We start from the raw sequence: 26256 nt of genomic DNA, 5'->3' as shown, positions 1-26256 counted from the left end.
CCGAATATCAGCATTGTCGGGCAAAAGAAAACGCCGGTCTGAAGCGGCCGGCGTCAGTCAAGCAGGGAGTGTGGGAGATTTCAGGCGATAAATATTCGTGCGGCCGAGGCCAGTGTCAGGAGGCTGCCAAAGGCGATGAAAAGCTTGCCGAGGAGAGATGATTTGCTCCACGGATCGTTATCGTCGGCTTTTTTGGCGACCGGGATTTCCCCAGACGGGACCGCGCGAATAATCTTGTTCGCGGGAAGGGGCTCCGCCGCGGCGGGCGTAGCGACGAGGGCAGGCGTACTTTCTTCCGTCAACGCTCGATCGACATCGTTCAGCTGATCCGCGGCTGCAATCTGCACGCCGTCGACGGTCGAAATCTTGTCCGTGCTATCGAGAGCGGCGAGGTTTCTCGCCTCATCTTCCGCCAACGTTCGTGGTTTCAGTGCTTCCGCATGGGCGTTCGCTATTGCTGCCGGTAGTTCCGTCTTGGCCGCTGCTGCTGTTTGCACGACAGGTTTGTTCTCATCAGATGTCTTGGCGACTGACTTGGATGAGGATTTTCTGGCGTAACGGGCCGAACGCGATTTCTTCGCGCTGTACGCGCGGCGCTTACTGAATTTCGACAGCACAACCGGCTTTTCCGCGCTTGCCGTTGATTTGGCGGGTGCCGCGGCTGTTTGTTCGGGCGTTGCAAAACAAACCAGTATTCCGACGGCAGCGATCGTTGCCACCAGCCGGACATCCTTCATCGGCATGGCAAATCTCCCTTGCCTGCCCCCATCCGGTTAACAAAGGAACGGGACCCCGTGGCCACAGAACGGCAAAAAAGGGGAATTTTTGGACCTATGCCCTGAAAATGACAGAGATTATTTTCCTATTTTTGGACCTCACGATCGCGTGATTGCAGCTTTGCGCCGTAACACTTTAGGAACGGGAGCGAAATGTCTTCACAGGAGACCGCGTGGGCGGACGGGAAAACGAATGGACCGACCTGATGAAGGCGGCCAATGCGGGCGACAATGCCGCATATGATCGTCTTCTGAGGGCCGTGGCACCGGTTCTAAGGGCAGCCACGCGCCGTGGGTTGGCGCGGGCAGGGCAGCCTGGGGATCAAGCCGAGGACATTGTGCAGGACATTTTATTCGCTGCATTTGAAACGACATACGTGGGATCCCAATGCCCCGTTTGCGCCGTGGGTGTTCGCCATTGCCCGCAATAAGTTGATCGATGCCTTGCGCCGTCGAGGCAGGCGCATCTTTGTCAATATCGATGACTTTTCGGAAACGCTGCCTGGAGAGCCGGCTGAAGAAACTGTTCCGGCAGGTACGGTTGCCGCTCAGCTCGAAACCTTGCCGAAGCGTCAGCGCGATGTGTTGCAGTCGATCGCGGTCGACAGTGCGTCAATCAAGGAGACGGCGACGAAGCTCGCGATGACTGAAGGTGCGGTTCGGGTGGCATTGCATCGCGGGTTGACCGGCCTTGCAAACAAATTGCGGAAAGACTGATCACCATGAAGACCGATGATCTTATTCGCACGCTCGCCGCCGACAACGTCACCCAAGAACGTCCGGTGAGTAATTTGCTGCTTGTTGCGCTTTTGCTCGCCGTGCCTGTATCGGCTGCAATGTTGCTGGCGACGCTCGGCATGCGTAAGGATTTCATGAGTGCTCTGGGAAATCCGTTTTTTGATCTGAAGTTCGCTGTCACCATTGCCTTGGCGGGTGCATCAATAGCCATCAGCCTGCACCTATCGCGACCGGAGCAGACTGTCGGCCGCTGGGGCTGGCTGCTGGCGATTCCAGTCGGTTTGCTCGGCATTGGTATTATGGGTGACATAATGACGCCCCAGCGCACCACGTGGTCTGCACGGTTGATCGGAAACAATTCGCGCGCATGCGTCATGGCTATCCCGCTGTTGTCTCTGCCAGTTCTAGCAGCGGCATTGCTGGCGCTGCGCCACGGCGCGCCGTCTCGGCCGGCGCTTGCCGGTGCCTTTGCGGGCTTATTGGCAGCTGGTCTTGCTGCGGCGATTTACGCGTCGCATTGCACGGACGATTCGCCGTTATTCGTCGCGACCTGGTACACGCTTGCTATTGGCGCGGTCGCTGCGCTTGGTGCGTTCGCGGGCTCCAAAATGCTGAAGTACTAAGTAACGCGGGTTTTATCTTTTATATTGGCTCGGCCTGCATCGTGTTTTGCCGCATCCGGTGGAAGCGCAAGACTTGTTGTGCGGTTGACGCGCGCAAGGTCTCATAGCTCCGCTTGAATTCATCGACCTCATCGATCGTGGACCCGGACAGGGATCCGCGCATGTCCATAACCGCTTTCAATGTCGACCAGGACAACCCTGTCACTTTGGCCAGAATCATCAGGCCCTCGGAACGAGACTCGATCATCATGTTTTCGACTGTCGATACCGGCACGTTTGCCATTGCGGCGAGTGCCGCATTGGTTTCGTCGAACTGGCCGGCTTTCGCGAATGTCGCAATCTGACGCTCGTCGAGACGGCCATCGTCAAACAGCGATTTGACGAGTTCATGTGCAATAACAGTTTGCTCCGTGATTGCGGATGCGTCTCTGCTGGCGCGGCGCGCGACTTCCTTGATCGCCGAGGAAATCTCACCTGACGCGTGTGGATTGGTTGCCTCGAGCCGCGCTCGCACGGAATCAGACGCTTTCGCGACCAGCTTGAGATAGTGATGCCTTGGGATCGACGGCCTCATCGCTATGCAGGTTGTGAGGTTGTCATCCCCCTCAGCGCGCGAAACAAGCAGGCTAAATCCGTTCTCGGAGAACTCCGCTCCGGGGTTGTTGACGGTGCTCTCGACGACTTCGTCGTTGCCGCGTTCGACCAGAACGTCCGTCACGGCGCCGCTCAAAACCTTTCGTTTCGAGATCGCGAGAAGGTGGCCCTGGCTTTTGTTACGTGCATTCTTGATGAGCATGTCGTCATCGAGCCGGTCCGATTGCGCCAGCACGGGTGCCGCGACTTCGATCAGATCATCGAAAGCAAGCGTTTGGATGAGTTGGGGAGGCGCCTTTGGGATCGGAGCAAGGCGGCTCGCAAGCAGGGCTTTGGCGGAGGTTTCGATTTTCTCGATCAGGCAGTGGAAGACATCGTCGAAGAAGCTGATCTGCTCGTCGGAGTAATCCACCTCACCTTGAATAAAGAGATCGGTGATGCGGTGGAGCGTTTCCACACGACGGGCTACAGGCCCATGTGAGAGTGCGTTCTGCAGTTCGTCGAGAAGATTTGCTGGAACAACTGCCGACTTCGGAGGCATGACTTCTGTCCTGGAAACAAAAATAAAAGCCAGTCACGCTTCTCGGCTGGCTCAATCAATTATGAGACGATAACTCTGTTCCGTCCGAGATCCTTGGCTTTGTAGAGAGCGGAATCCGCGCGAGCGAGCAAGCTGTCCGGCGCATCGTCAGGACGCAGAGTCGCAATGCCGGCTGAAATCGTAACCATCATACCTGGTGAGATAGCGCTCCAGTCGAGGTCTGCGATAATGGCCCGCAGTCTGTCGAGGGTGCGCTTTGCCGTATCGTTGCTCGTCTCAGGAAGTACGAGCAGGAATTCTTCTCCGCCATAGCGGCCAAATTTATCGATGCTGCGGATATTCGCGAACATCGTGATCGCAAAAGTCCGCAGCACTTCATCACCGGTCGGGTGGCCATACTGGTCGTTGATCCGCTTGAACCAGTCGAGGTCGATCAGCGCAACCGTGAAAGGGGCACCGCTGCGCCGGGCGCGAACCATTTCTTCGTCCAGCGATTGCATGATGCTGCGGCGGTTGAGCAGGCCGGTGAGTTCATCAAGCTCAGCCAGTTCTTCAATGCGCTTGTAGGCTTCCTTGAGCTCCAGGCCTCTCTTGTAGAGCGAGTCATGCAGCGAGCTGCTGTACAGCCCGACAACCATCCCGCGACCGAGAACCAGCACGAAAACGAGCATGCTCGCGAAACGCTCCAGTGGTGTTTCGGTCGGCATTGCGATGGGCTTGTCCGTAAAAAGAAACAATGCGGCGAGCCCAGCCGCGGCCACAGTCCATCCAATCATCGTCTGACGAGCGGAGGACCTTAATGCCGCGAAAGTGAAAACCAGGAAGGTGGAGCACAGGAATACGCAGCCGACTTCGGGCGCGATGTAAAGAAAGAGCAGCATGATGGCGAGCCCAACGCTCGTCTGCTGTATAACAAGGTGATGTTCTTTGAAGCGGTCATTGATCTTCGCTTCGGACAACGCCAGAAAAAACGCCACCGACAGTAGACCGCATGTCAGATAAGCCAGTGCTATCGTGAACGTTGTTACTCCGGCATAGGCGTAGACCAGCAGAACCAAGGCGTCGACGACATAACTGGTGCCGACCATGCCCAGCATTTTCCGCCGATTTTGGACGCGTCGGGTCAGAAGCTCTGTTGTGAGGTCAGCAACGGCAGGCGCTGGCTTGCCGCCAACAGCACCAAGCAGTGATTCAGGAACTGGGGACGCTGCGCTACGCATGAACTCGCCGACTGGGATGCAATGCGGAAAGTCTAGGTCGGAAAGCCTTTAGGTTTGGTATCTTTTGGGGGCCGATTTGAAATCGTCGCGCCTCCTAACCGTCGACCAGACCAAGAGAATTTTAGGTGTGTAAAGCAACCCGCAGGCGAGAGGCCCGCACGGGGACACCCGGTGCACCCGATGTTAACCATGCAATGGAGGTATTATAATACTTTTTTACGATGTCTGGCGCAGTGACTTGCTCTTGTTGTTGATTCAAGGGCATTTTGCGGCCCGTCCAGATTAAGACACCTAGTGTCCCGTATCCAAAGTTCGCCTCATTGTGCAGCGCGCTCCGTGGCGAACTTTGGATACGGAAGACACTAGTAAATTTATGATTCTAGTGTGGTTTAGGTTCAAAAGTTCGCTGGAAAGACTCGCGGCAAAGATGGAGCGAACTTCCGAACCACCACACTAGCGTCTTCCAGAAATTCTGGAAGATTTTCGCGGATTTGATTGAACCCTTTCCCAGTCCTCAGAGACCAACCTTGCGAGACGGCCATTGAGTGCAACACAGGCGGCCACAGACGAAGCTCTGATCGGTCGTATAGCCAACGGTGACCGGCTCGCCATGCAGGTGCTTTATGGAAGGCACCATGTACGGGTGTTCCGCTTTGCGCTGCGGCTCGTTCGCAACGAGTCCGTCGCGGAGGACCTCATTAGTGAGGTTTTTCTCGACGTGTGGCGTCAGGCCGGCAAATTTGAGGGCCGGTCTGCTGTCTCTACGTGGCTTTTGGCGATCACCCGGTTCAAGGCCCTGTCCGCCCTCCGCAAGAGGAAGGACGCGGAATTGGATGACGAGACGGCTGCCGCGATCGAGGATACGTCCGACAATCCGGAAACCGCTGTTGCGAAGAAGGATACCGGTAACGCGTTGCGGAATTGCCTGACCGCACTTTCGCCAGAGCATCGAGAGATCGTCGATCTTGTCTACTACCACGAGAAATCCGTGGAAGAGGTGGCCGAGATCGTGGGGATCCCGGAAAATACGGTGAAGACGCGTCTGTTTTATGCGCGAAAGAAATTAGCCGAACTGCTGAAAGCAGCCGGCGTAGAGCGAGGTTGGCCATGACTGCAGCGAGCAAACAGATCGAGGATCGTGAACCTACGGAGATCGAGGCTCTGCTGCCCTTCCATGCTGCCGGAACGCTCAATTTGCGTGATGCGCGCCGTGTTGAGGAAGCGTTGGCCAACGATCCCGACCTTGCCCGTCAGTATGCCACGATCCAGGATGAATATGCAGAGACGATCTTGTTGAACGAAAGTCTTGGAGCGCCGTCGACCCGCGCGATGCAGAAGCTGTTTGATGCCATCGATGCTGAACCTGTGCGCAAGCCGGCATCTTCGTTCAGTCCATTACAGCGGATCTCAGACTTCTTCTCGAGTCTCGCCCCTCGGACATTGGCCTATTCGGCTATTGCTGGTGCTGTCGCACTGCTGTTGCAGGCGGGTGTCATCGGCACCGTGCTGGTCAAGGATCGTTCCGGCAGTAAATTTGAAACCGCGTCCTTCCAGGCGCAGGCCGCTGGAACGTATGCGCTGATCCGCTTTGCGCCGGATGCAAGCGCGGCTGACATCACCAAGCTGCTCGAAACCTACAAGGCGTCGATCGCTTCGGGACCTCAGGCAGGAATGTTCCGTGTCCGGTTCGGCGATGCGCCGTTGCCGAAGCAGGAAGCCGCGCAGTTGCTCGCAAAGGTCCAGGGCGAGAAGATCATCAGCCTGGTTGTTGCCGCGGAGTAACGTTCGTTTAGCTGCAGCAGAACTGTGCGAGCCGTGCGCACATAGGGAAGTGGCGAGGACGCGAGATGATCAGAGCGGGAAACGCCGAACGACATGCCGGACGTGGTGGCACGATCTTGCGTTACGCCTGCGCGGCTGCCGTGATGTCCGTCATTTCTAATTTTGCCATCCCCGCAGCGGCATTTGCACAGAGCAGCAGTTTCAGTGTGCGGAGCCCCAGTCTCAACGTTGGACCGCGTATCTCCATCAATCCTAATGTACGGTACTCGCCGAACGTTCAATACGATGGAAGTGATCAGCCCCAGCCGAAGGCGCGCGCACGTGCTCCAAGAGACCCTGGGCAGGGGCAATCGAATAGCACGCGCGACGTTTCATCAACGCGTCCGGCGAAAAAGAGTGCGGCGACTGTGGCCGATAACTCATACATCGCCAAGGAAGTGCTGATTGAAATCGATGGGACGCCGTCCGATGAACAGGTTGACGGAATTACGCGCCGCCATCGTCTGACGCGCGTGCAGTCGCAAAATTTCGAGATGACGAACAGCACCTTTTTTCGCTGGCGGATCAACGATGGGCGTTCGGTCGATACTGTCGTTCGCGAGCTGATGGCCAGTGGAGATGTCCGGTCGGCACAGCGCAATAATATCTTCAAGCTCCAGCAGCAGTCGACGTCCGCTGTCAGCGAAGGTGATCCTGCGCAATATGCGCTCGCGAAGATGCGATTGCCGGAAGCGCACGCCCTGTCGGTTGGTGCGGACGTCACGGTCGCTGTCATCGATTCCGGCGTGGATGTTACCCATCCGGAGCTGGCGGGCGTGATCGTAGGGACATTCGATGCCTTGAACAGCGAGGAGGGACCGCACCCTCACGGCACCGCTATTGCCGGTGTCATCGCCGCTCACGGGCGGCTGATGGGAACGGCACCTTCGGCACACCTGCTCGCCATTCGTGCCTTTGGTGCGAAGAGCAGCGGCGCGGAAAGCTCGTCGTTCATTCTCCTCAAGAGTCTGAACTACGCAGTGGCCAACGGCGCGCAGGTCGTTAATATGAGTTTCGCAGGTCCCCAAGATGCGGTCATGCAACGTGCCCTGGCTGCCGCCGCAGCCAAAGGCGTCGTTCTCGTTGCAGCCGCCGGCAATGCCGGACCGAAATCTCCGCCGCTTTATCCTGCCGCTGATCCGAACGTGATCGCGGTCTCGGCAACCGATCAGTCCGACCGGCTGTTTGCACAGTCCAATCGCGGCAGCTATGTCGCCATTGCTGCTCCTGGCGTGGATATTCTGTCTCCAGCGCCTGATGGCAAATACCAGATGGCGTCCGGTACATCGTTGTCGTCGGCGTTCATCAGTGGAGTGGTTGCGCTACTGATTGCGCGCAATCCCGACATCTCCGCTGCCGACATCCGCACAACCTTGGCTTCGACCGCGCGCGACCTTGGACCAAAGGGACGCGATGACCAGTTCGGGGCCGGACAGGCAGACGCCTTCGGCGCGGTCTCGGCGGTGGCACCAGCGCCTATGGCTTCCGCATCGGGCAAGGGTACCGCGCGGTAGCTGCTCGCAAAGCTCGCTTACCTCGTCGGCTGCCATCGATCAGGTCATCCCGCTGATTTTGTACATTCCGTCGCCATTTTCTGTGAACCTTGTTCCTCTGTCGGTCGACCAATGCGCGCGAAGGCGAGTTTCCCGCCTTCGTAGCTTAGCGGCGCGTGTGCCCATCCACCCGCGCGCCGTCACGGCTTGACCCGTCCGGTTGTCCCCCGGACGGGTCTTCGACTGTCATTCAGTGTCTATCGATGAAGTTATAGCTTGCCTCAAGCCTTGACCGCTTTGATCGAAGCAGATGAGGATGCTGGAGCGGCAGGCTGATTGGCCGCGAAGGACGTTGTTAAAGTACCTCTCATGCAATTCGGATTTCTGCGTTACCCGCCAATCATCGGACACCTGTTTTTCCTTGCGGTTGGTGCAATGACGCTGGCCGATCCTCTGCGCGCGCAGTCGCTCGAAGACAAAATTGGAGCGGCTTTAAAATCGAGTGCGCCGCTGACGCGAAGCCTCGCTGTTGACCCCAGATCTGCCGCGGAAAAACAGGTCATCGACCGGCTTAGGACCCGTTCGATCAGTGTCGATCCTGCCGAAGCTCCAAATGCCGATGAACGGGCGCAGATTGCGAATATCGTGCGCGACAAGCCCGCGATCGATCTGGACATCCTGTTCGACTATGACTCCGCTGAAATCACACCGAAAGCCGCACCAGTATTGCTGGCACTCGGCACAGCATTGTCACGTCAGGATCTGAAAGGCTCCGTCATCCTGATCAACGGCCATACCGATGCAACTGGCCGAGTAGACTACAATCAGGCGCTCTCCCAGCGTCGTGCCAATGCCGTGCGACGGATGCTGATTGAACAATACAAGCTTGCACCGGATACCCTGATCGCGACCGGATTCGGCGCAGAGCAGCTGAAGAATTCGAGCAACCCGTTGAGCGCGGAAAATCGCCGCGTTCAGGTCGTCAACACCACAGTTGAAGCCGCGACAGGACGATAGGTTCTTGAACGCGCCCATGGAACGAGGCGACTAACGGCCAATGGTTTGTCGTCGAGACACATGTGTCTGAAGGGGAAGATGTGATGAGCGGATTGCCGGAATTTCGCTTGAGAGCGATCGGATTTACGATCGCTGCGGGATTGGCTTTTGGCGTCTGCGGAATTGCATCTGCTCAGGACAGTAAATCCGGCGAGGCCGCCGTCGCTACATCAGAGGCCATCGCGCCACCCTCGGATCCGGTCGCAAAGGCCGCATTCGATGTACTTGAAAAGCACTGCTCGCGGTGCCACCAGCAGGGCAAGCTTATCGAGCGTGAGCGGCCGGCGAAGAACTTCGGCAACATTCTGAAGCTCGACGAGATTGCGTCAAACCCGCACTACGTGCTTCCCGGAAATCCGCTTGGCTCGAAGTTGTTCAGGCAGATTGCCGACAAGGAGATGCCGTACGACATCAATTACGAAGGTGAGACCAGATATCCGAACGTGTCGGAAGCGGACATCAAAGCGCTTGAGGATTGGATTTCCGCGCTCGGGACCAAGGCGACTGCAACATGCGAAGCGCACAAGTTCATCACCTCGAACGACATGATGGCGTTGATGGCGGATGACCTGGACAAGCAGTTGCCGGCGCGACGCCAGACCACGCGCTATCTGACGCTCACACATCTCGCCAACATCTGCGCTGATCCGGCCGCAATGAACGTCTATCGGCAGGGCGCCGTAAAATTCCTCAATTCGCTCAGCCGTTCTTCGGATGTGATCAAGCTGGAGAGGGTTGATCCCGAAGGCACAATCATTCGCTTCAATCTGGCCGATCTTGGTTGGAACGCAGGCGATTGGGAGAACGTCATTGCGGCATATCCCTACATGGTCGATCCGGATACCGAGACCAGCCGTGCCTTGGCCACCAGCACGCGCACCCCGATGGCTTATGTTCGCGCGGACTGGTTTGCGTTCGCGGCCTCGCAGCCGCCGCTTTATGACGTGTTGCTCCAGCTGCCCAACACATTTCAACAACTCGTGCGCGAGCAGGGGATCGACATCGAAGGCAACATCCGCAATTTCGTCGCGCAACGCGCTGCATTTCAGAAGTCCGGTGTCAGCCAGAATAATCGCCTGATCGAACGTCATCCATCGCGGAGCGGCTATTTCTGGACGTCATATGACTTCGCCGGAAACAAAGATCATCAAAATCTGTTTGACTACCCGCTTGGCCCGTCAGGACAGAATGCTTTCCATCACGACGGCGGCGAAACCATTTTCAGCCTGCCCAATGGGTTCCAGGCCTACTATCTGAACAAGGCCACCGGTGAACGGCTCGACAAGGGGCCGACCGCAATCGTGCGTGATCCCTCGCGCAAAGATTTCACGGTCACCAACGGCATCTCCTGCATGGGCTGTCATGATCAGGGCATGCGGAAGGCCAAGGACGACGTCCGTGATTTGATCCTGAACGGCCGCACGTTCCCACGTGATGTGCGCGAGCAGGTCGAGGGTCTTTATCCGCCGCATGACAAGATGGATGCCCTTATCGAGGGCGACGGAAAGCGCTTTGCGGAAGCCATGAAGCGTGCAGGTCTTGATCCGGCACTCAAGCTCAATGGCATTGAGATGATCAATGCGTTGGCCAAGCGCTATGAGGACGATCTCGATCTGACACTGGCAGCAGCCGAACTTGGGCTCACCAAGGCTGAATTTAAGGAAGGCGGCTCAGATGTCGCCAAGAAGTATCGTCCGCTGCTGCGCCGGCTCTCGCAAGGATCGGTTCCACGCGATGCTTTCGAGTTGGCCTTCCGCGAGATTGCTCCGGACATGACCGATCTCAAGGTCGTTCGGATGAGCGGCGCACGTCCCGCTGTCCAGCCTGTAGTTCGACCGGTTGGAGGCGGCATAGATCTTTCGCTGACCTCGGACCAGGACAGCTACCGGGTCGGTGACGGCCCAGTGTTCACGATCGTGACGTCCCGGGACTGTTTCCTGACGCTGATGGACATCGACGAGAAGGGTGAAGGCACGGTGCTGATGCCGAACCGCTTCCAGCAGGAGAACTTCATCAAGGCGGGCGTCCCGATCCAGTTTCCCGGAGCGGGGGCGCCTTTCCAGTTCAGGATGAAGGACAAGGGGCGCGAGACCGTCACGGCTGTCTGTGCCACGCAGGCCGGCGGCGGTGATCGAATCCAGCACGACTTCAACAAGGATCAGTTTACGCCGGTGCCGAACTACACCACGGCCGTCGCCCGTTCGATTGCTGTCATCCCTGCCAATTCGGGTACGCCTGCCATATCAGGGGTGACCAATACCGGCGCCGCTGCGGTATCGGCTCGGCAGCCGCCGCCTCAAGGGTCGCGCGTCTCTTTCCGAGCAGCGATCCAGCTCCAGGTCCGTTGAGTTTGGTGCATGATGCCGGCGGACCTGCCGGTGTCGCCATAATCGTTAACGAACTGCGTCACAGGGCCTTCGCTTTTTATAGCTATTTTCTCTTTCCGGGCCGTGTGGGGGCGCGCAGGCCTTGAGCCTTCAGAGCGAATCTGTCGCAATACGATTTCAGTGCTGGCTCAGTTTGATTACCTCACAACGGAATTTCTGATGACCAAGCTCTCTGCTTCTGACTCGGGTCGAAGTGTTGTCGTGCGCTGGCGAATGCTCGCTGAACGTAGGCTCAAATATCTGATCGAGCTTTATGAGAGCGGTCGATGGAAGCTCTACTACAGCGAACCGGAATTCTTGAAGATCGTTCGCGAAGCTCACGCCGGGCTGAAGGCCTGGGAAACGCTCGCGCCGCCCGAGCCTGGCAGGGATAGACCGGTCGAGGTTGAGGCGGCTCTCCCAGCCGAACGACCGCCCGTTGAGCCGAGGCCAGTCATCGCTCCGCCTATGGCTGCGGCGCCCGCGGCTGCTCCTCTCATGACGCTGCCGCCCTTAGCTGCTCCGTCCTTGGCTACTCCGTCGTTCGCTAGGCCATCCTTGGCGATGCAGGCGCTGCGGTCGTCAACGTACGGCGTTGGTACCTAGTACGATCTGGGCAAATCGTGACGCGTTCTCCTTGCCGAGGTCGTCGGTAACGACTTTGGCGTGGTCCAGCCCGACAATCGATGCGCGCGCGGCTCCAGAAATGAGATTGCCGTTGACCAGGGCAGTGCCCGCACCAGGCACGACAGAGACGCCGATGCCGATGTAGGCATTGCGGACGACATTTCCCGTAATCGTGACATCGCGTAAATATTTCCCCCAACCGGCCATGATGCCAAAAGCTGGCGCGTTCTCGATCACATTACCGGTGACGGCGGCATCCGCCTCGATGACGATCCCGACGCCACCATCATCGTCTGGCGCCGTGCCAATAGGGCGCTTGGGCAGGATATTGCGGATGATGTTGCCGTGAACGGTTGCGATCCGGCCGCCCTCGTTGAAGTTGGCGACGGAAACTCCTAGGGCACAGATATCGACGGTGTTATTGGCGATCACGGCGCCTTCAAAACTGAATTCCGAATAGAGCGCGACTTCACGCACGTCACTGATGCTATTGTCCGTGATGTGAATGTTCGACGCTGAATTGCCGCGCACGCCGGAATAGTCGCAATTACGGATCCGGTTGCCGCTGATGACCACGTTTCCGGCGCGGAATGCGTTGATGGCATTGCCATGTTGGCCGGATCCGCCCGGACCTGCCTTGATGTCCTCGATACGATTGTTGATCACCAGCGTGCCGTCGTCGCCGATGGCGTAGCGCAGGATCTCGATGCCGTTGTCGGATGCATCCTGGATGGTGTTTTGCGCCACCAGCAGGCCGAGCGCATCGAAAGATGTGAATGCCGTGTTGGCGGTCTTGCGGATGATGTTGCCGCGAACTTCACCGGCGATGTTTTCAAACCAGATGCCGTAGCCACCGCTGCTGACGATTTCGCAATCGTGGACGCGTACATTGAGGCCGCTCACAAAGTGCAACAGTCCGCGCCGGTCGGCGAGCTTGATGCCGCCGCCATCGAAGGTGAGGTTGGACAGATCAATGCCGTTTGATCCTTCACCTGTGACGAGTGAGGCGCCGCCAGCGAATTTCAAAACGGTCGCACCGCGCACGCCAACGAGTTGCGCTCCGTTCGGCAAACGGAGTTGTCCGGTGCGATAGATTCCTGGAGGCAGCGCCAACGGCATTTGCGCGTTGGCTGCTTCGTTGATGGCACGCTGGAGTGCCCTGGTCTGATCATCCGGGCTGTTGGGGCGCACACCGAACTGCGTGGCATCACGTCCGAGTACAGACGTCAGCGGTGCGGTACGTGCTGGATCGGCCGGTATGGCCAGCGCTCCCGCTGCAGCAGCGGCGGTTGCAGATGCATTGATCAATTTGCGACGGCTGATGCTCATCAGGATCTCCTGCACAGGAGCTAATGCAGGAAACCGTCAACCGAGGCTTTCGACCGCGGTAATCTGTGCGTTTGTCGAGGGTAGGGTTAATGGACCGGAACGATCCATCCACCACTGCGCATCAGATCGACTTGTTGTGCGGCGTAAACAGCCGGCCTTTTTCGACCACAAGCACGACCGCGAGCGCCAACAGTGCCGCCAGAAAAGCGCCCGTCGCGAACGGTACCAGCGTGCCGTTGTAGTGCTGGCCGATCCAAGAACCGATCAGGATGCCGAGCAGTGTGGTGATCGAGCCGAACAGCGATGACGCGGTGCCGGCGATGTGCCCCTGCGGCTCCATGGCCAGCGCAGTAAAGTTCGAGAACATCAGTCCGAACGAGAATGTGCTGATCGATGACAGGATCATATAGACCGGAAGCGGGAGCCATCCCTTGATAGCTGCTGCGAGCATCAGAACCGCAACGATGAGCTGGGCTACGAGCGCGATGTGCGAAATCACGCGCATACCGAAGCGGCCGACGATTCGAGAATTCAGGAAACCGGCAATGGCGATGCCCACGGCAACAGCAGCGAAAGCGATCGGGAAGTAGTGACCGAGCCCGTAGATCTCGGTGAAAACTTGCTGCGACGAAAAGACGTAACCGAACAGGATGCCCTGGATGCTGCCTGCAGCGATGGCATAACCGAGGGTCTGACGGTTCGATACCGTCTGCCAAAAGTTAGCGGCGACCACATTGAGCGCGAGTGACTTGCGCTCAGTCACAGGCAACGTCTCAGGCAGTCGCAGCACGCTCCAGGTCAACGCAAATACGCCGTACACCAACAGCACGACGAAAATGCCGCGCCACTGGGTGGCAAGCATGATGGCCTGTCCGAAGGACGGAGCGATGACAGGAACCGCGATGAAAATCATCATTGCCAGCGACATGACGCTCGCCATCCGGCGGCCGGTGTAGCAATCGCGCACAACCGAGGTGGCGATCACGCGGGTTGCCGATGTTCCGAGCCCCTGCAACGCGCGTGCAAGAAGCAACATTTCAAACGACGGCGCGGCAATCGCGAGGATGCTGGCAGCGCCATAGATGAGCATCCCGAACAGCAGGATCGGCCGCCGGCCGAAACGGTCGGAGAGCGGCCCCATGACAAACTGGCCGGCGCCGAAGCCGGTCAGAAAGACCGACAGCACCGTCTGAAGCCTGTTTGCATTGCTGATATGGAAGGTGGAGCCGACATCGGGCAGCGCCGGAAGCATCAAGTCCATCGCCAGCGGATTCAGCGCCATGATGGCCGCAACGATGGCGACGAATTCGGGAAAACCCATCGGACGGTGGGCGGATGACACCCATCCATTAGCACTGGTATCGGTCATAAAGGACGACTCGCGAAGTTGGACTTGTGTTTAGGCCTTGCATGCTGCGGCGCACAACTCCTCTTCCCGTATGGCTGCCAGACGAAATCGGCCAGCTAACTTTCTTATTTCAGTTGTTTGCACACTGGCGCACCAACCGTGCCATTTCCATCAGCATAGCCTCGCCGGCATCGACCATTTCCTCGAACGTGACGCGTTGGCGTAGCGAGGCTCGTTTGGATACGGTCCCGCGCGGGACCAGCGGCACGTGGATGAAAGCCGCGAGACGCGGGCCGTTTTTCGCTCGCGTTGCTTCGATGCCGCGCCAGCTCAGATAGTTGCAGAGGTAGTAGCCCGCGCTGAGCGAGCTTTTGACGGCGACACCCGTTTCGTCGGCGACGCGCAGAAGGCGTGTCGTATGCGGCCCAAAACGCCGTGTTGCATCATTTGCGCCGCTCACGATTGCCCGACCCTGAACACGCGTATGATCGGCGTCCGGCCAGATCTGGGTGACGGTATTGCGCGCACGGGTCTCGACCCGCATGTGCGGTGTTCGCGATGCCAGGCCGAACATGAGCAGGGCGTGAGGATGGTGGCTTTCGATCAGCGCAGGCAGCTCGCGGTCGACCGCGCCGTAGGTCACCGGGAAGATATGCCCGATACGCTCGATGTTAGCGAAGGCCGGGCGGCGTAGCCGCACCAGCCGCTCAACGAGTTTCTCTGTCGGATTGTAGGGGGCGCCCGGAAAGGGCCGAAAGCCGGTGATCAGGATGCGCGGTTTGTCGCCCATCATCGTTCCAGCAATGCCACGACCGTGTCTGCCCCCACAGCCGGTGTCATGCGGCCGTCCGCGACCGCAGCCTCGGCCTGTTTGACCTTGCTGCGGACAGACGGATCGGAGCGTAGGCGCGCTTTCAATCGATCTTCCAGCATGGCCCACATCCATTTCACCTGCTGCTCGCGGCGGCGGGCTTCGAAGTCCCCGGATGCTTGCATCGCGGTCCGGTGGGCAAGAACCTTGTCCCAGAGTGCATCGATGCCGTTTCCGGTGAGCGCGGAGTAGGTGACGACGGGAGGAAACCAGTGCTCGGATCGAGGCGCCAGAATATGCAGTGCGGCATTGTATTCCGCTGCGGCGGCCTGTGCGCGCTTGAGATTGTCGCCGTCGGCTTTATTGACCGCGATCATGTCGGCCAACTCGACCAGGCCTTTCTTGATGCCCTGCAGTTCGTCGCCGGCACCGGGCAGCATCAAGGCGAGGAAAAAATCCGTCATGTCGCACACGGCGGTCTCAGACTGTCCGATGCCGACCGTCTCCACCAGCACCACGTCGAAGCCGGCAGCTTCACACAACAGCATGGCCTCGCGGCTCTTTGCCGCCACGCCTCCCAGAGTGCCGGATGACGGCGAGGGCCTGATGAAGGCATTGTCCTCGGCGGAGAGCCGGGCCATGCGGGTCTTGTCGCCGAGGATCGAGCCACCGGTGCGTGCCGACGAAGGGTCGACGGCCAGCACCGCGACCTTGTTGCCTTTGGCGATCAACGCCATTCCCAGGGCATCGATGGTCGTGGATTTTCCGACCCCGGGAGAGCCGGTGATGCCGACCCGAACCGCCTTGCCGGTGTGTGGCAGAAGCGCCTGGACGAGGTCACGCGCCTGCGCCTGATGATCGGCACGGCGGCTCTCGACCAGGGTGATGGCACGGGCCAGCGCTGCGCGATCGCTGCGCCGGATATCGTCAGCAAGCTGGGAGGCTGACGCGGCTTTGATCATTTTTCGGATTTGCTCGTGTCTGCTGGGTCGGCCGGGCGGTTGCCGCCGAAGATCGCAATTCCCTCGGGCGACAGATAGGGTTTGAGCACGTCCCACGGCACAAACGCGTCATACGCGCCTTCGGCGTAGGCTCCGACGGCGTAGGGCGGATAGTCGAAAATCAACCCGGAGCTTTTTCCCGCCTCGGTAGATGGTGCGAATGTAACCGCGCCAATCTTGAGAAGCGTGGGTTGGAGATAGCTCTTGATGTCCTTATCTGTCGTGTAGGCGTCGTTTCCTTTTTTCTCGACCCGGAGTGACGCAACGACCGCCTCGAATATCGCCTTCATGGTCGGGCCGTTATCTGCGGTTTCCTTGAAGAATGGACGGATGCTGATGCGTTTCTTGGTCGTGTTGTCCCAAATGATGGTGTTGGTATCTGTATTGGGATGCGCGCCGCCGGTGGTCATGTAATCGTTTCGTGCGATGCTGACATAGCGGCTCGCAACAACCGATCTGCTCTCATAGTTGCGATCGAGACTCCACGCCTGACCGTCACGAAAGAGCTCCGGCGATTTCTTGAATTCCTTATTGGCGTCAGCGAGATTTTTCTCCGCCCACCGCTTGCCCTCAGTGAGCAGATCCTCTGCGAGCGACTGATTGGCCTTAAGATCGGCATCGAGCGTCACCGTAATTTCTGCCGCTTTGCTTTTGAGCGTGAAATCCGGCTTCGGATCATCCGTAGGTGCCGCGTGAAGCGGTCCTGCAACGGCGGTCATAAACAATATCGCTCCCGCAGCGATCCAACCGATACGCGCGGACTTTTCAAAAAATGTTTTCGGCAAGACAGTCCTCATCGACTGTTGAAGGAAAATTGGCGTCCGTCGTTACTCGGCCGCCGCGCTTGAGTGTCCAAGGCGTACGTTGAGTTTGTTGATCAATTCTTCCGCCGCATCCGCGATAACTGTGCCGGGCGGGAAAATCGCTTCGGCGCCGGCCTTGTAAAGAGCATCATAATCTTGCGGCGGAATGACACCGCCGATCACGATCATGATGTCGTCGCGGCCACGCTTTGCGAGCGCGGCTTTGACTTCGGGGACTGCGGTGAGGTGCGCGGCTGCGAGCGATGAAAGCCCCAGCATGTGCACGTCATTTTCCACGGCCTGTCGGGCGGCTTCATCGGCGGTGGCGAACAGCGGTCCGATATCGACGTCGAAGCCGACATCGGCGAAGGCGGACGCGATCACCTTCTGGCCGCGATCGTGGCCGTCCTGTCCGATCTTGGCGACGAGGATGCGCGGCCTTCGGCCTTCGGCTTCCTCGAAGGCATCGATCAATTCCTGGACCTTCTGAACCCGGTTAGACATGGTGGCAGCCTCGCGTTTGTAGACGCCGCTAATCGATTTGATCTCGGCACGATGGCGGCCGAACACCTTCTCCATCGCGTCTGAAATTTCACCCACGGTCGCCTTGGCCCGCGCGGCATCAATGGCGAGTGCCAGCAGGTTGCCGTTGCCCTCGGACGCAGACCGGGTGAGGGCGGCCAGAGCGGCGTCGACGTCCGCCTGATTGCGTTCATTCTTGAGGCGCGACAACTTGTCGATCTGCAGCCGGCGCACGGTGGAGTTCTCGACCTTCAGCACGTCGATCGCTGCTTCATTCTCCGGCTTGAACTTGTTGACGCCGATCACAGACTGCTTTCCGGCATCGATCCGGGCCTGGGTCTTGGCGGAGGCTTCCTCGATGCGCAGTTTCGGAACGCCGGCTTCGATCGCCTTGGCCATGCCGCCCAGTGCTTCGACTTCCTGGATATGACCCCATGCCTTTGCGGCCAGGTCCTGGGTTAGCCGCTCGACATAGAACGAGCCACCCCACGGATCGACGATGCGCGTGGTGCCGCTCTCCTGCTGGAGGAAGAGCTGTGTGTTGCGCGCGATGCGGGCCGAGAAGTCCGTTGGCAGCGCGAGCGCCTCATCAAGTGCATTGGTGTGGAGCGATTGGGTGTGGCCCTGGGTGGCTGCCATCGCTTCGATGTTGGTGCGCACGACGTTGTTGAAGACGTCCTGCGCGGTCAACGACCAGCCCGAGGTCTGGCAATGAGTCCGTAGCGACAGCGAGCGCGCATCCTTTGGATCGAATTCCTTCATCAACTTGGCCCAGAGCAGGCGGGCCGCGCGCATCTTGGCGACTTCCATGAAGAAATTCATGCCGATTGCCCAGAAGAACGACAGCCGCGGCGCGAAGCGATCAATGTCGAGGCCCGCGGCCATGCCGGCGCGGACGTATTCCACGCCATCGGCCAGCGTATAAGCCAATTCGAGATCCTGCGTCGCGCCGGCTTCCTGCATGTGGTAGCCGGAAATAGAGATCGAATTGAACTTCGGCATTTTCTGTGACGTAAAGCCGAAGATATCCGAGATGATCCGCATCGAAGGCGTGGGCGGATAGATGTAGGTGTTGCGCACCATGAACTCTTTCAGAATGTCGTTCTGAATGGTGCCCGACAGCTTTTCCGGCGGTACGCCCTGTTCTTCAGCCGCGACAACGAACAGTGCGAGGATCGGCAGCACCGCGCCGTTCATGGTCATAGATACGCTCATCTGGTCGAGCGGAATGCCTGCAAAGAGCGTGCGCATATCGTAGATCGAGTCGATCGCAACGCCAGCCATGCCGACGTCGCCGGAGACGCGCGGATGATCGGAGTCATAACCGCGGTGAGTGGCGAGATCGAAGGCAACCGACAGACCTTTCTGGCCGGCAGCAAGGTTGCGGCGATAGAACGCGTTGGAATCCTCAGCCGTCGAGAAACCCGCGTACTGGCGCACGGTCCACGGCTGATTGACGTACATGGTCGGATACGGACCGCGCAGATAGGGCGCGATGCCCGGCCACGTCTCAAGAAAATCGATGCCCTTGAGATCCGCTTCGCTGTAGCTCGACTTGACCGGAATGCCTTCAGGCGTAAGCCATGGCTCCTTCGTACCGACTTCCGAGGCGACCTGAGTTGCGTCAAACTCGATTTTTGTAAAGTCGGGGATCATCACGTGGTCCTGTTCAATTCGCGCAGCATGGCTTCGCGTTTAGCAATGGCTGCGGTGAGTTTGTCGCGGCGCGACCTTTTTGGGTTCGAGCCTAGGTCTGGCAGATCGAAGTCCGCTGACTCAAAAAGGATCAGCAGCAACGCATACACAATCAAAAGCGCCAGGATGAACCAGTGGCGCCCGATCCACCAGATCAGCGTTCCGGCAGCAGTTGCTCCCAGTGCGGCAAGCACGATCGAGTCCGAGGCCATATGCAGTTTCAGGGCTACGGCCAGACACAGTAGCGTCAGGGCAGGAATCGCCAGTACCGCGCAGGCGATGTCCTTGACGTTCAAATGGGACTGCATCGCGTGCAGCGCACGCAATTGACGTTCCAGCCGCCGGCGCTTCCGGGTGGCCTTGTCCGCGACAACCATCTTTGGGCCGGTGATGTCCGTCATGTGCCCACTGTCAGTTTTGCCGTCTAACCAGAATATCGTGAGCCGCCCGCAATGTCGCAAGCGCATCCGCCCCGGCGAAAATAAAGTCGTTCACCCCGGCGGTCCGCAGATCGGCCTCCAGATCGCCCGGGCGTCCGGCCAGATAGATGTGCTTGGCGCCCGCAGTCTGCAGCGTCTGCGCCGCCGCCACGGCCTGGTCAGCGTAAGTCTTATCGGAGGAGCACAGGCACACCAGGGACGCATTTGCCTCTTTGAATGCAGCTGCGAGCTTCTCCGGTTCGGAAAAACCATTGGTATCGACGGCCTCGATGCCACCTGCCTCGAAGAAACTCTTGGCGAAGGTCGCACGCGCAGTGAAGTCCGCAGGCGTCCCCAGATTGGCAAGAAACACCTTGGGGCGCGATCCTGACGCTTTCAGCACCGCATCGGACGCGTCGCGCAAGGCTTCAAACGGCGCCGCAAGGCGGATAGGGGACAGCGCGTCGAACGTGGTCTTGGCTTCGCCATAGGAGGGAAGTTCGACCGGCTTGGCATCCAGCACTGCCGGTATTCTCTCGTGAAGGTTCGGAAATTCGCTCGCGCCGGTCAGGACGTCGCGGCGCTTCGCAATGTTTGCGTCGCGCGCGGCACGGGCGGTGGCGATTTTCTTCTGGATGATATTCTGTTCGAGAGCAGCGAATGCGCTGCCGGCCTTTTCTATCTCTTGAAACTGTGCCCATGCCGCTTCGCAAAGCTGCCGGGTCAGCGCCTCGATGCCGCCCGCACCGGCGGCGGGATCAGCAACTTTCTCCAGGTTGGATTCTTCCAGCAGTACGAGTTGCGTGTTGCGCGCAATGCGCCGCGCGAAGGCATCGGGCAGTCCAAGCGCCAAGGTGTGAGGCAACACGGTAATGCTGTTGGCGCCGCCGAGCGCGGCCGAAAACGTTGCGATGGTTGCGCGCAGCATGTTCACGTCGGGATCGCGCTGCGTCAGCATCCGCCATGCGGTCTCTGCTGCAATAAACATTGGCTCCGGTGTAAGCCCGCAGCTTTCTTCGACCCGCGCCCACAGCAATCGCAGCGCGCGGAATTTTGCCATGGTCAGGAATTGATCCGCGTCGGCGCTGAGGCGGGCATAGATCATCCGCCGGGCCGCATCCAGGGGCACGCCGGCTGCTTCAATCGAACGCAAATAGGCCACAGCCACTGCAAGCACGAAGGCAAGTTCTTGAACCTCGGTCCCGCCCGCATCGTGAACCACGCGACCATCTGCAACAGCAAATGGTCCATGAAATCCTTGAGCTGCGAACTTGGCGATCCCAGCACCAAAGACCTTGGCGATATCCGACCATGGATAGGGGCTGTTGCCCCACGTAGCCGTCGCACCGATCGGATCAAGTCCGAAGCGCACGTCTACGCTGTCGGGTGAAATCCCTTTCTGTTGCAGCAGTGCTGCGAAATGCACCGGCATGTCGCGGGTTTGCGGACCGATCTGAAACTCGATGCCGATACCGGCATCAAGGTAGATGCCGTCGAGCACGCGGGCCAGCGCCGCAGCCGTCGGTTCAAGGCCGGTCCCATGGGCGCCTTTGGCGCCGGCGAACACGAGCGTCAGACCTGTCGCACCGTTTTCGAGATCGTGCAGGGCCTGTGCATTTGCGGTTGCAGCGTCGGGATGATCGACGCGTTGCATGATCTGCCACGGTGCTGCTGGGGTACGGCCGGGGACAACGGTTGCATTCTTTGCCCGCTCATAGATCGGGTCGATCCGCAAACCGTCGTAGGTTTTACCGACCAGCTTTTCGAAAGGGGCTCCCTTGAGCACGCCATCGACCAGCTTGCGCCAGTCGTCGTGCGACGCTGGCGCGAAGTCGGCGGCAAGCCGCAGATCGTCAGTTTCCGTGGACATTCAGCAGGTTAACTCCCGGCAGCCTGTTGTTGATTAGCCGGAAAATGCCACGAGGAGGGACGTAAGCCAAATGATTGTTTGGGCTTTTCAGGGCAGGTCTGGCAAGCGTTCGATGCCTTCGACCGCGAGCCGGGAGAGCGCCTGACGGGGTGTCTGCTCCGCGATCACGCGATCCGGGACGATCTCCGCCAGCGGAACCAGTACGAACGCACGTTCGAACAGGCGCGGATGAGGCAATGTCAGGTCCGGCTTGTCGAGGCGAACATCATCATAAGCGATCATGTCCAGATCCAGCGTGCGCGGCCCCCAGTGCCGTTCATTCGCCCGGTCGCGACCGAACTTCTTTTCGATCTTGTGCAGCGTGAAGAGGAGGGCGTGCGGATCGAGATCAGTTTCGATCTCGATGCAGGCATTGACGAAACGGTCCTGCTGTTCGTCGCCCCACGGTAGCGTGATGTAATCAGCCGATCGCGCGATCAGAGCGGCCTGTGCCATTCCGCAGATATTGGCGATGGCCTTGCGGAATGTGCTGCGGACATCGCCGACATTACCACCGAGTGCGATCAGGACGCTGGCCATTGAAAATCAGGACCGGCTGCGCGTGATGATCACGCCGACGTCGTCGAAGATTGCGGGTATCGGGGCGTGGGGCTTGTGCACGGTGACCTTGACGGCGCTGATCCGATCGAACGTCGAGAGGATAGCCTCCGCAACGGCACCCGCGGCCCGCTCCAGCAAGTAATAATTGTGGCCTTTGAATGCCGCGCTGGCACTTGCCACCACATCTGAATAAGAAACCGTATCGGCGAGTTTGTCGGTCAACGAAGATTCCGCGAGATCGATGGAGAGTTCGAGATCGATGACGAAGCGTTGACCGACCTCCGCTTCATGCTCCAGCAGGCCATGGCGCGCGTGGATCAGAAGCCCCTTAATGAAGATCGTGTCGCTCATCTTTTTTCCTCGATTGCCGCCGCCACCCGCAGCGCCTGGACAGTTTCGGCCACGTCATGCGCGCGAATGATGCGGGCTCCGCGCTGAGCAGCGATCAGATGTGCCGCAATAGAGCCGCCAAGTCGCTGATGTGGCTCCGACGGTATAACAGTGGCGATAAATCGTTTGCGTGAAGCCCCAGCAAGCAGCGGAAGTCCGAACTGCTTCAGTTCATCGAGCCGGGCCAGCGCCGTCATACTCTGCTCGGGCGTTTTGCCGAAGCCGATACCTGGGTCGAGCACGATATTTTTCTGCGAAATGCCGGCTTTCGCCGCGATATCGAGTGAGCGGCCGAAGAAGGCGCTTAGATCCTGCATGATGTCGATATTGGCATCGACTGTGTCGCGGTTGTGCATCACGACGATCGGCACGTTATGGTCTGCGACCACGTGCGCCATCTCAGGATCGCGTTGCAAGCCCCACACGTCATTGGCAATCCGGGCACCCTGGCCGAGCGCCCATGCCGCGACCGCCGCCTTCATGGTGTCGATGGAAACAGGAAGTCCCAAGGCGACCACTTGCGGCAGGATGTTCTGCAGTCTCTGTCGTTCATCCTCTGCCGAGACCGGCTCCGAGCCATAGGGGCGGGTGGATTCCGCTCCGATGTCGAGAATATCCGCCCCCTCGGCGATCATACGCTTCGCCTGAGCCAGAGCCTGATCGAGTGTTGTAAACTGCCCACCATCCGAGAATGAATCAGGTGTGACATTGAGCACACCCATGACGGCCGGAAAGGTGCGCGCGAGCAGGGGCTGCAACAGCGCGTGTTGCCGCGATGCAGGCGTCTCGGATGATTTGGACGGTGCCGCCATCATGGGGTGGCTTTGCGCGGTCCGTTACACGGAGTCAAGCCGTCGCGTTAGCTGAACGGGAAGCGGGAATTACGATCCCGTGACCTCAATAGCTGATTTTCAGAGGCAGTTTGCGTGCAGTCTGGATCAGTCGTGCGACGGATTTCTCCGAGGGCAGCACCCGGACAAGTTTACGCTTGTCGTTGGCGTCTTTCATCGCCTGAGCGAGGCGCTCGGGATTGCGGAGTGCAAACTCGCGGACGGTATTGACGCCGGCGGCACGAAGTAACTCCGCCTTGGCCTTGCCCATGCCCTTGATGCGCATGCAGTCCGCGATGTTGGCCCAAGCCAGCAGTTGCTGCTCGCCGATGCCGGTTTTTGCGGAAAGAGCTTTGCGAGCCTTTACAGTACTCGCCTGCTCGAGCAGGGCAGCCGTTGTGCGGATGCCTTCCGCTTTGAGTTTGGCCTGGGCCTGAGGGCCCAGTCCGTCGATCTTTGAAATGGAATATGTCATGGACTCGTACTGAAAATGATTTCAAGCAAAATGAAAAAGATGCCGCGCTCCGGCAGCGCTCAGGCTTCTTCCGGAATGACCCTGCCGATTGGTGTGGAGATTGAAGGATAAGTTCTGAAGATCGCCGATATCGACGTTCCGTATCGACACATAGCCATGCAGGCCAGCTTTACCAGCCAGCTGATCAGTCAGCCCGTCCATCAGATGCCCCGTCGGTTCCGGTTACGTGTCCGGATGTTTTGCTTATGATTTTATCTTGAGCGCCTGCGATATGAATATCAAGCAATGCCTGCGCTTGACTCGCTTATTTGAGTTCGATCGCCCGTGGAGTGTTGCCGCGATGCAAGAGTGCCTGCCGATTTGTTGCATTTCTCAGGCTTCGATGCCTGCATTTCCGATTTAGAAATGCATCAAGGTACGCGAAGCGGATGCGATCGTTTCAAAAAATGGTGTGTCGCAACCAACAGCACGCGATTTGGCGACGAGGAAGGCGCTATCGGATTGTATTATTGGCTGATCCGGAACTGAATAACGTGCAGAAGCGATAATACTTTATGCTTGGTCATTCCATCGTCGCGGGTTGACCGCTCAATTGCCGCCTGCAAGATGAGTTCCAACGCGTTATGATGCGTCGGCCTGACCGATGGTATCGATGGCCTGCGAGAGACAAGGCAATGGCAAAGAAAACCTCCAAGACCGCTTCAACGTCGAAATCCGCGACAGCGACCACGCCGCCTGCTGCCGCTACGAGTGCGGTATCGGCCGATACCGACACGATGATGTTCATCGGCAAAGGTGAGCAGCCTGCCTTCCTGACACTGGCGCTTGCCAATCGGCACGGCCTTGTGACCGGTGCGACAGGGACCGGCAAAACGGTTACTCTTCAGGTCATGGCGGAAGGCTTTGCGCGTGCCGGGGTGCCGGTCTTTGCCGCCGACATCAAGGGCGATCTGTCCGGTATCTCCGAGATGGGAGAGGCCAAGGACTTTATCTTAAGCCGTGCCAAGGAAATGGGGCTTGCCTTTCAGCCCGACCAATTCTCGACGGTCTTCTGGGATGTGTTTGGCGAGCAGGGCCATCCTGTTCGAGCGACAGTTTCTGAAATGGGACCGCTTTTGCTGTCGCGGATGATGGACCTTAACGATGTTCAGGAGGGCGTCCTCAACATTGCGTTTCGTGTGGCAGATGAACAAAGCTTGCTGCTGCTTGATATGAAGGACTTGCGCGCAATCCTCGCCTTCGTTGCCGAGCATGCTGACGAATTGACCACGCAGTACGGCAACGTCTCCAAACAGACGGTTGGTACCATCCAGCGTCAGTTGCTTGTGCTTGAGAACCAGGGGGCTGACAAGTTCTTCGGCGAGCCGGCGTTGCAACTGAAGGATTTCATGCGGACCGACTCCAATCGCCGGGGGATGGTGAACATCCTTGTCGCAGACAAGCTGATGCAGAATCCGAAGCTCTATGCGACGTTCTTGCTCTGGATGTTGTCGGAATTGTTTGAGGAGCTTCCCGAAGTCGGCGACGTGCCGCTGCCGAAGCTCGTCTTCTTCTTTGATGAGGCGCACCTGTTATTCAATGATGCGCCAAAAGCCCTGATGGATAAGATCGAGCAGGTGGTGCGCCTGATCCGCTCCAAGGGCGTCGGCGTCTATTTCGTGACGCAAAACCCCATCGACGTGCCCGATAAAGTCCTTGCCCAGCTTGGCAACCGTGTTCAGCATGCTCTGCGTGCCTTCACGCCGCGTGATCAGAAGGCGGTTCAGGCTGCTGCCGATACCTTCAGGCCCAACCCGGCACTCGATACGGCCCAGGTCATTACCGAGCTCGGCAAGGGCGAGGCACTTGTGTCTTTCCTTGAGGGGAACGGCACACCCGCTATGGTTGAGCGTGTGATGGTTCGCCCGCCGACCGCTCGGATCGGGCCGATCACCCCGGACGAGCGCAAGACGATCATGGCTGCGAGCCCCGTGAAGGGGAAATACGACACCACCGTCGATTCCGAATCTGCCTATGAGGTGCTTCAGAAGCGCGTTGCAGGTCGCGCAGCGACAACAGAAGCTTCGGAGGGCGGGGTGCTCGGGCAGCTCGGTTCGATTGTCGGATCGATCTTCGGCACCGATACCCCGCGCGGTAAAAGGCTATCGACGACGCAAGTCATCGCCCGGGACGTGACGCGCACCGTGACCAACAAAGTGCTCGGGGGCGTGGTGTCCGATCTCGGCAAGTCCGTGGGCGGCTCACTTGGCGGGTCGGTCGGCCGCGCCCTGGTGCGTGGCGCGCTTGGCGGACTGCTGCGCCGATAATC

The 26256-nt window shown here is 58.8% G+C and carries 24 protein-coding genes and 1 pseudogene; 9 read left to right on the top strand and 16 right to left on the bottom strand.

All coding sequences use genetic code 11. The features are described from left to right. Positions 1 to 80 precede the first annotated feature (80 nt). Positions 81 to 743, bottom strand: a complete 663-nt coding sequence (locus tag ACZ5C3_RS19300) for a hypothetical protein (RefSeq protein ID WP_464032183.1) — start codon at positions 741 to 743, stop codon at positions 81 to 83. A 206-nt stretch (positions 744 to 949) separates the two neighbouring features. Between ACZ5C3_RS19300 and ACZ5C3_RS19295 the strand changes: the two are divergent. Both ACZ5C3_RS19295 and ACZ5C3_RS19290 read left to right on the top strand, forming a co-directional pair. After that, positions 950 to 1493 (top strand): annotated as a pseudogene (locus ACZ5C3_RS19295) (sigma-70 family RNA polymerase sigma factor). A 5-nt stretch (positions 1494 to 1498) separates the two neighbouring features. Next, positions 1499 to 2137, top strand: coding sequence for an NrsF family protein (locus tag ACZ5C3_RS19290; RefSeq protein WP_464044221.1), 639 nt, complete (start codon positions 1499 to 1501; stop codon positions 2135 to 2137). Between the two features lie 19 nt (positions 2138 to 2156). Here the strand turns inward: ACZ5C3_RS19290 and ACZ5C3_RS19285 are convergent, their stop codons facing one another. Together ACZ5C3_RS19285 and ACZ5C3_RS19280 are read right to left on the bottom strand one after the other, a co-directional pair. Further along, entirely contained in the window at positions 2157 to 3272 is a 1116-nt protein-coding gene (locus ACZ5C3_RS19285) for a DUF2336 domain-containing protein (protein ID WP_464032181.1), read from the bottom strand. Between the two features lie 59 nt (positions 3273 to 3331). Further along, complete coding sequence (locus ACZ5C3_RS19280) at positions 3332 to 4492, bottom strand: sensor domain-containing diguanylate cyclase (RefSeq protein ID WP_464032180.1); 1161 nt, start codon at positions 4490 to 4492, stop codon at positions 3332 to 3334. Positions 4493 to 5033: 541 nt separating this feature from the next. Here ACZ5C3_RS19280 and ACZ5C3_RS19275 point away from each other — a divergent pair. From ACZ5C3_RS19275 to ACZ5C3_RS19250, 6 genes are all read left to right on the top strand, one after another. Further along, positions 5034 to 5603, top strand: coding sequence for a sigma-70 family RNA polymerase sigma factor (locus ACZ5C3_RS19275; RefSeq protein WP_464032178.1), 570 nt, complete (start codon positions 5034 to 5036; stop codon positions 5601 to 5603). After that, the gene (locus ACZ5C3_RS19270) at positions 5600 to 6274 is read left to right on the top strand and encodes a hypothetical protein (protein ID WP_464032177.1); all 675 of its coding nucleotides are present in this window, start codon (positions 5600 to 5602) and stop codon (positions 6272 to 6274) included. The genes ACZ5C3_RS19275 and ACZ5C3_RS19270 overlap by 4 nt, the downstream gene beginning before the upstream one ends. A gap of 65 nt (positions 6275 to 6339) precedes the next feature. Then, a complete protein-coding gene (locus ACZ5C3_RS19265; RefSeq protein WP_464044220.1) occupies positions 6340 to 7827 on the top strand; it encodes a S8 family serine peptidase in 1488 nt (495 codons plus the stop codon). Between the two features lie 348 nt (positions 7828 to 8175). Beyond that, positions 8176 to 8823, top strand: coding sequence for an OmpA family protein (locus ACZ5C3_RS19260; RefSeq protein ID WP_464032175.1), 648 nt, complete (start codon positions 8176 to 8178; stop codon positions 8821 to 8823). Between the two features lie 83 nt (positions 8824 to 8906). Beyond that, entirely contained in the window at positions 8907 to 11210 is a 2304-nt protein-coding gene (locus ACZ5C3_RS19255) for a DUF4384 domain-containing protein (RefSeq protein ID WP_464032174.1), read from the top strand. A 198-nt stretch (positions 11211 to 11408) separates the two neighbouring features. After that, entirely contained in the window at positions 11409 to 11834 is a 426-nt protein-coding gene (locus ACZ5C3_RS19250) for a TIGR03809 family protein (protein WP_464032173.1), read from the top strand. Here ACZ5C3_RS19250 and ACZ5C3_RS19245 read toward each other — a convergent pair. From ACZ5C3_RS19245 to ACZ5C3_RS19185, 13 genes are all read right to left on the bottom strand, one after another. After that, complete coding sequence (locus ACZ5C3_RS19245) at positions 11811 to 13184, bottom strand: TIGR03808 family TAT-translocated repetitive protein (protein ID WP_464032172.1); 1374 nt, start codon at positions 13182 to 13184, stop codon at positions 11811 to 11813. The two genes, ACZ5C3_RS19250 and ACZ5C3_RS19245, sit on opposite strands and share 24 nt — an antisense overlap. Before the next feature lie 121 nt (positions 13185 to 13305). Beyond that, positions 13306 to 14553 (bottom strand): multidrug effflux MFS transporter, encoded by a 1248-nt coding sequence (locus ACZ5C3_RS19240; RefSeq protein WP_464032171.1) that lies wholly within the window; start codon positions 14551 to 14553, stop codon positions 13306 to 13308. 109 nt (positions 14554 to 14662) lie between these two features. After that, positions 14663 to 15322, bottom strand: coding sequence for a pyroglutamyl-peptidase I (locus tag ACZ5C3_RS19235; protein ID WP_464032170.1), 660 nt, complete (start codon positions 15320 to 15322; stop codon positions 14663 to 14665). Then, positions 15322 to 16305, bottom strand: coding sequence for a methylmalonyl Co-A mutase-associated GTPase MeaB (meaB, locus tag ACZ5C3_RS19230; protein ID WP_464032169.1), 984 nt, complete (start codon positions 16303 to 16305; stop codon positions 15322 to 15324). The genes ACZ5C3_RS19235 and meaB overlap by 1 nt, the downstream gene beginning before the upstream one ends. After that, a complete protein-coding gene (locus tag ACZ5C3_RS19225; protein ID WP_464032167.1) occupies positions 16302 to 17063 on the bottom strand; it encodes a DUF3298 and DUF4163 domain-containing protein in 762 nt (253 codons plus the stop codon). Before ACZ5C3_RS19225 ends, meaB begins: the two co-directional genes overlap by 4 nt. A 108-nt stretch (positions 17064 to 17171) precedes the next feature. Beyond that, positions 17172 to 19325 carry a methylmalonyl-CoA mutase gene (gene scpA, locus ACZ5C3_RS19220; RefSeq protein ID WP_464032166.1) on the bottom strand — a complete coding sequence of 718 codons (2154 nt, stop codon included), beginning with the start codon at positions 19323 to 19325 and terminating at the stop codon, positions 17172 to 17174. After that, positions 19325 to 19765, bottom strand: coding sequence for a hypothetical protein (locus ACZ5C3_RS19215; protein WP_464032165.1), 441 nt, complete (start codon positions 19763 to 19765; stop codon positions 19325 to 19327). The genes scpA and ACZ5C3_RS19215 overlap by 1 nt, the downstream gene beginning before the upstream one ends. Before the next feature lie 10 nt (positions 19766 to 19775). Continuing rightward, positions 19776 to 21653: a methylmalonyl-CoA mutase family protein gene (locus tag ACZ5C3_RS19210; RefSeq protein WP_464044219.1), complete on the bottom strand. Its 1878-nt coding sequence runs from the start codon at positions 21651 to 21653 to the stop codon at positions 19776 to 19778. Positions 21654 to 21740: 87 nt separating this feature from the next. Next, on the bottom strand, positions 21741 to 22232 hold the full coding sequence (gene folK / locus ACZ5C3_RS19205; RefSeq protein WP_464032164.1) for a 2-amino-4-hydroxy-6-hydroxymethyldihydropteridine diphosphokinase: 492 nt from the start codon (positions 22230 to 22232) through the stop codon (positions 21741 to 21743). A 6-nt stretch (positions 22233 to 22238) separates the two neighbouring features. Beyond that, the gene (gene folB, locus ACZ5C3_RS19200) at positions 22239 to 22604 is read right to left on the bottom strand and encodes a dihydroneopterin aldolase (RefSeq protein ID WP_464032163.1); all 366 of its coding nucleotides are present in this window, start codon (positions 22602 to 22604) and stop codon (positions 22239 to 22241) included. Further along, entirely contained in the window at positions 22601 to 23458 is an 858-nt protein-coding gene (gene folP, locus ACZ5C3_RS19195) for a dihydropteroate synthase (RefSeq protein WP_464032162.1), read from the bottom strand. Before folP ends, folB begins: the two co-directional genes overlap by 4 nt. Before the next feature lie 82 nt (positions 23459 to 23540). Beyond that, positions 23541 to 23948, bottom strand: a complete 408-nt coding sequence (locus ACZ5C3_RS19190) for a DUF4332 domain-containing protein (RefSeq protein WP_464032161.1) — start codon at positions 23946 to 23948, stop codon at positions 23541 to 23543. Positions 23949 to 23969: 21 nt separating this feature from the next. After that, the gene (locus ACZ5C3_RS19185; RefSeq protein WP_464032159.1) at positions 23970 to 24149 is read right to left on the bottom strand and encodes a hypothetical protein; all 180 of its coding nucleotides are present in this window, start codon (positions 24147 to 24149) and stop codon (positions 23970 to 23972) included. Between the two features lie 473 nt (positions 24150 to 24622). Here ACZ5C3_RS19185 and ACZ5C3_RS19180 point away from each other — a divergent pair, with 473 nt between their 5' ends. Beyond that, entirely contained in the window at positions 24623 to 26254 is a 1632-nt protein-coding gene (locus tag ACZ5C3_RS19180; protein ID WP_464032157.1) for a helicase HerA-like C-terminal domain-containing protein, read from the top strand. The last annotated feature ends 2 nt before the right edge of the window (positions 26255 to 26256 follow it).

Source organism: Afipia dichlorophenoxyacetatis (assembly GCF_055386385.1).
This window is presented reverse-complemented; position numbering and strand designations above follow the sequence as displayed.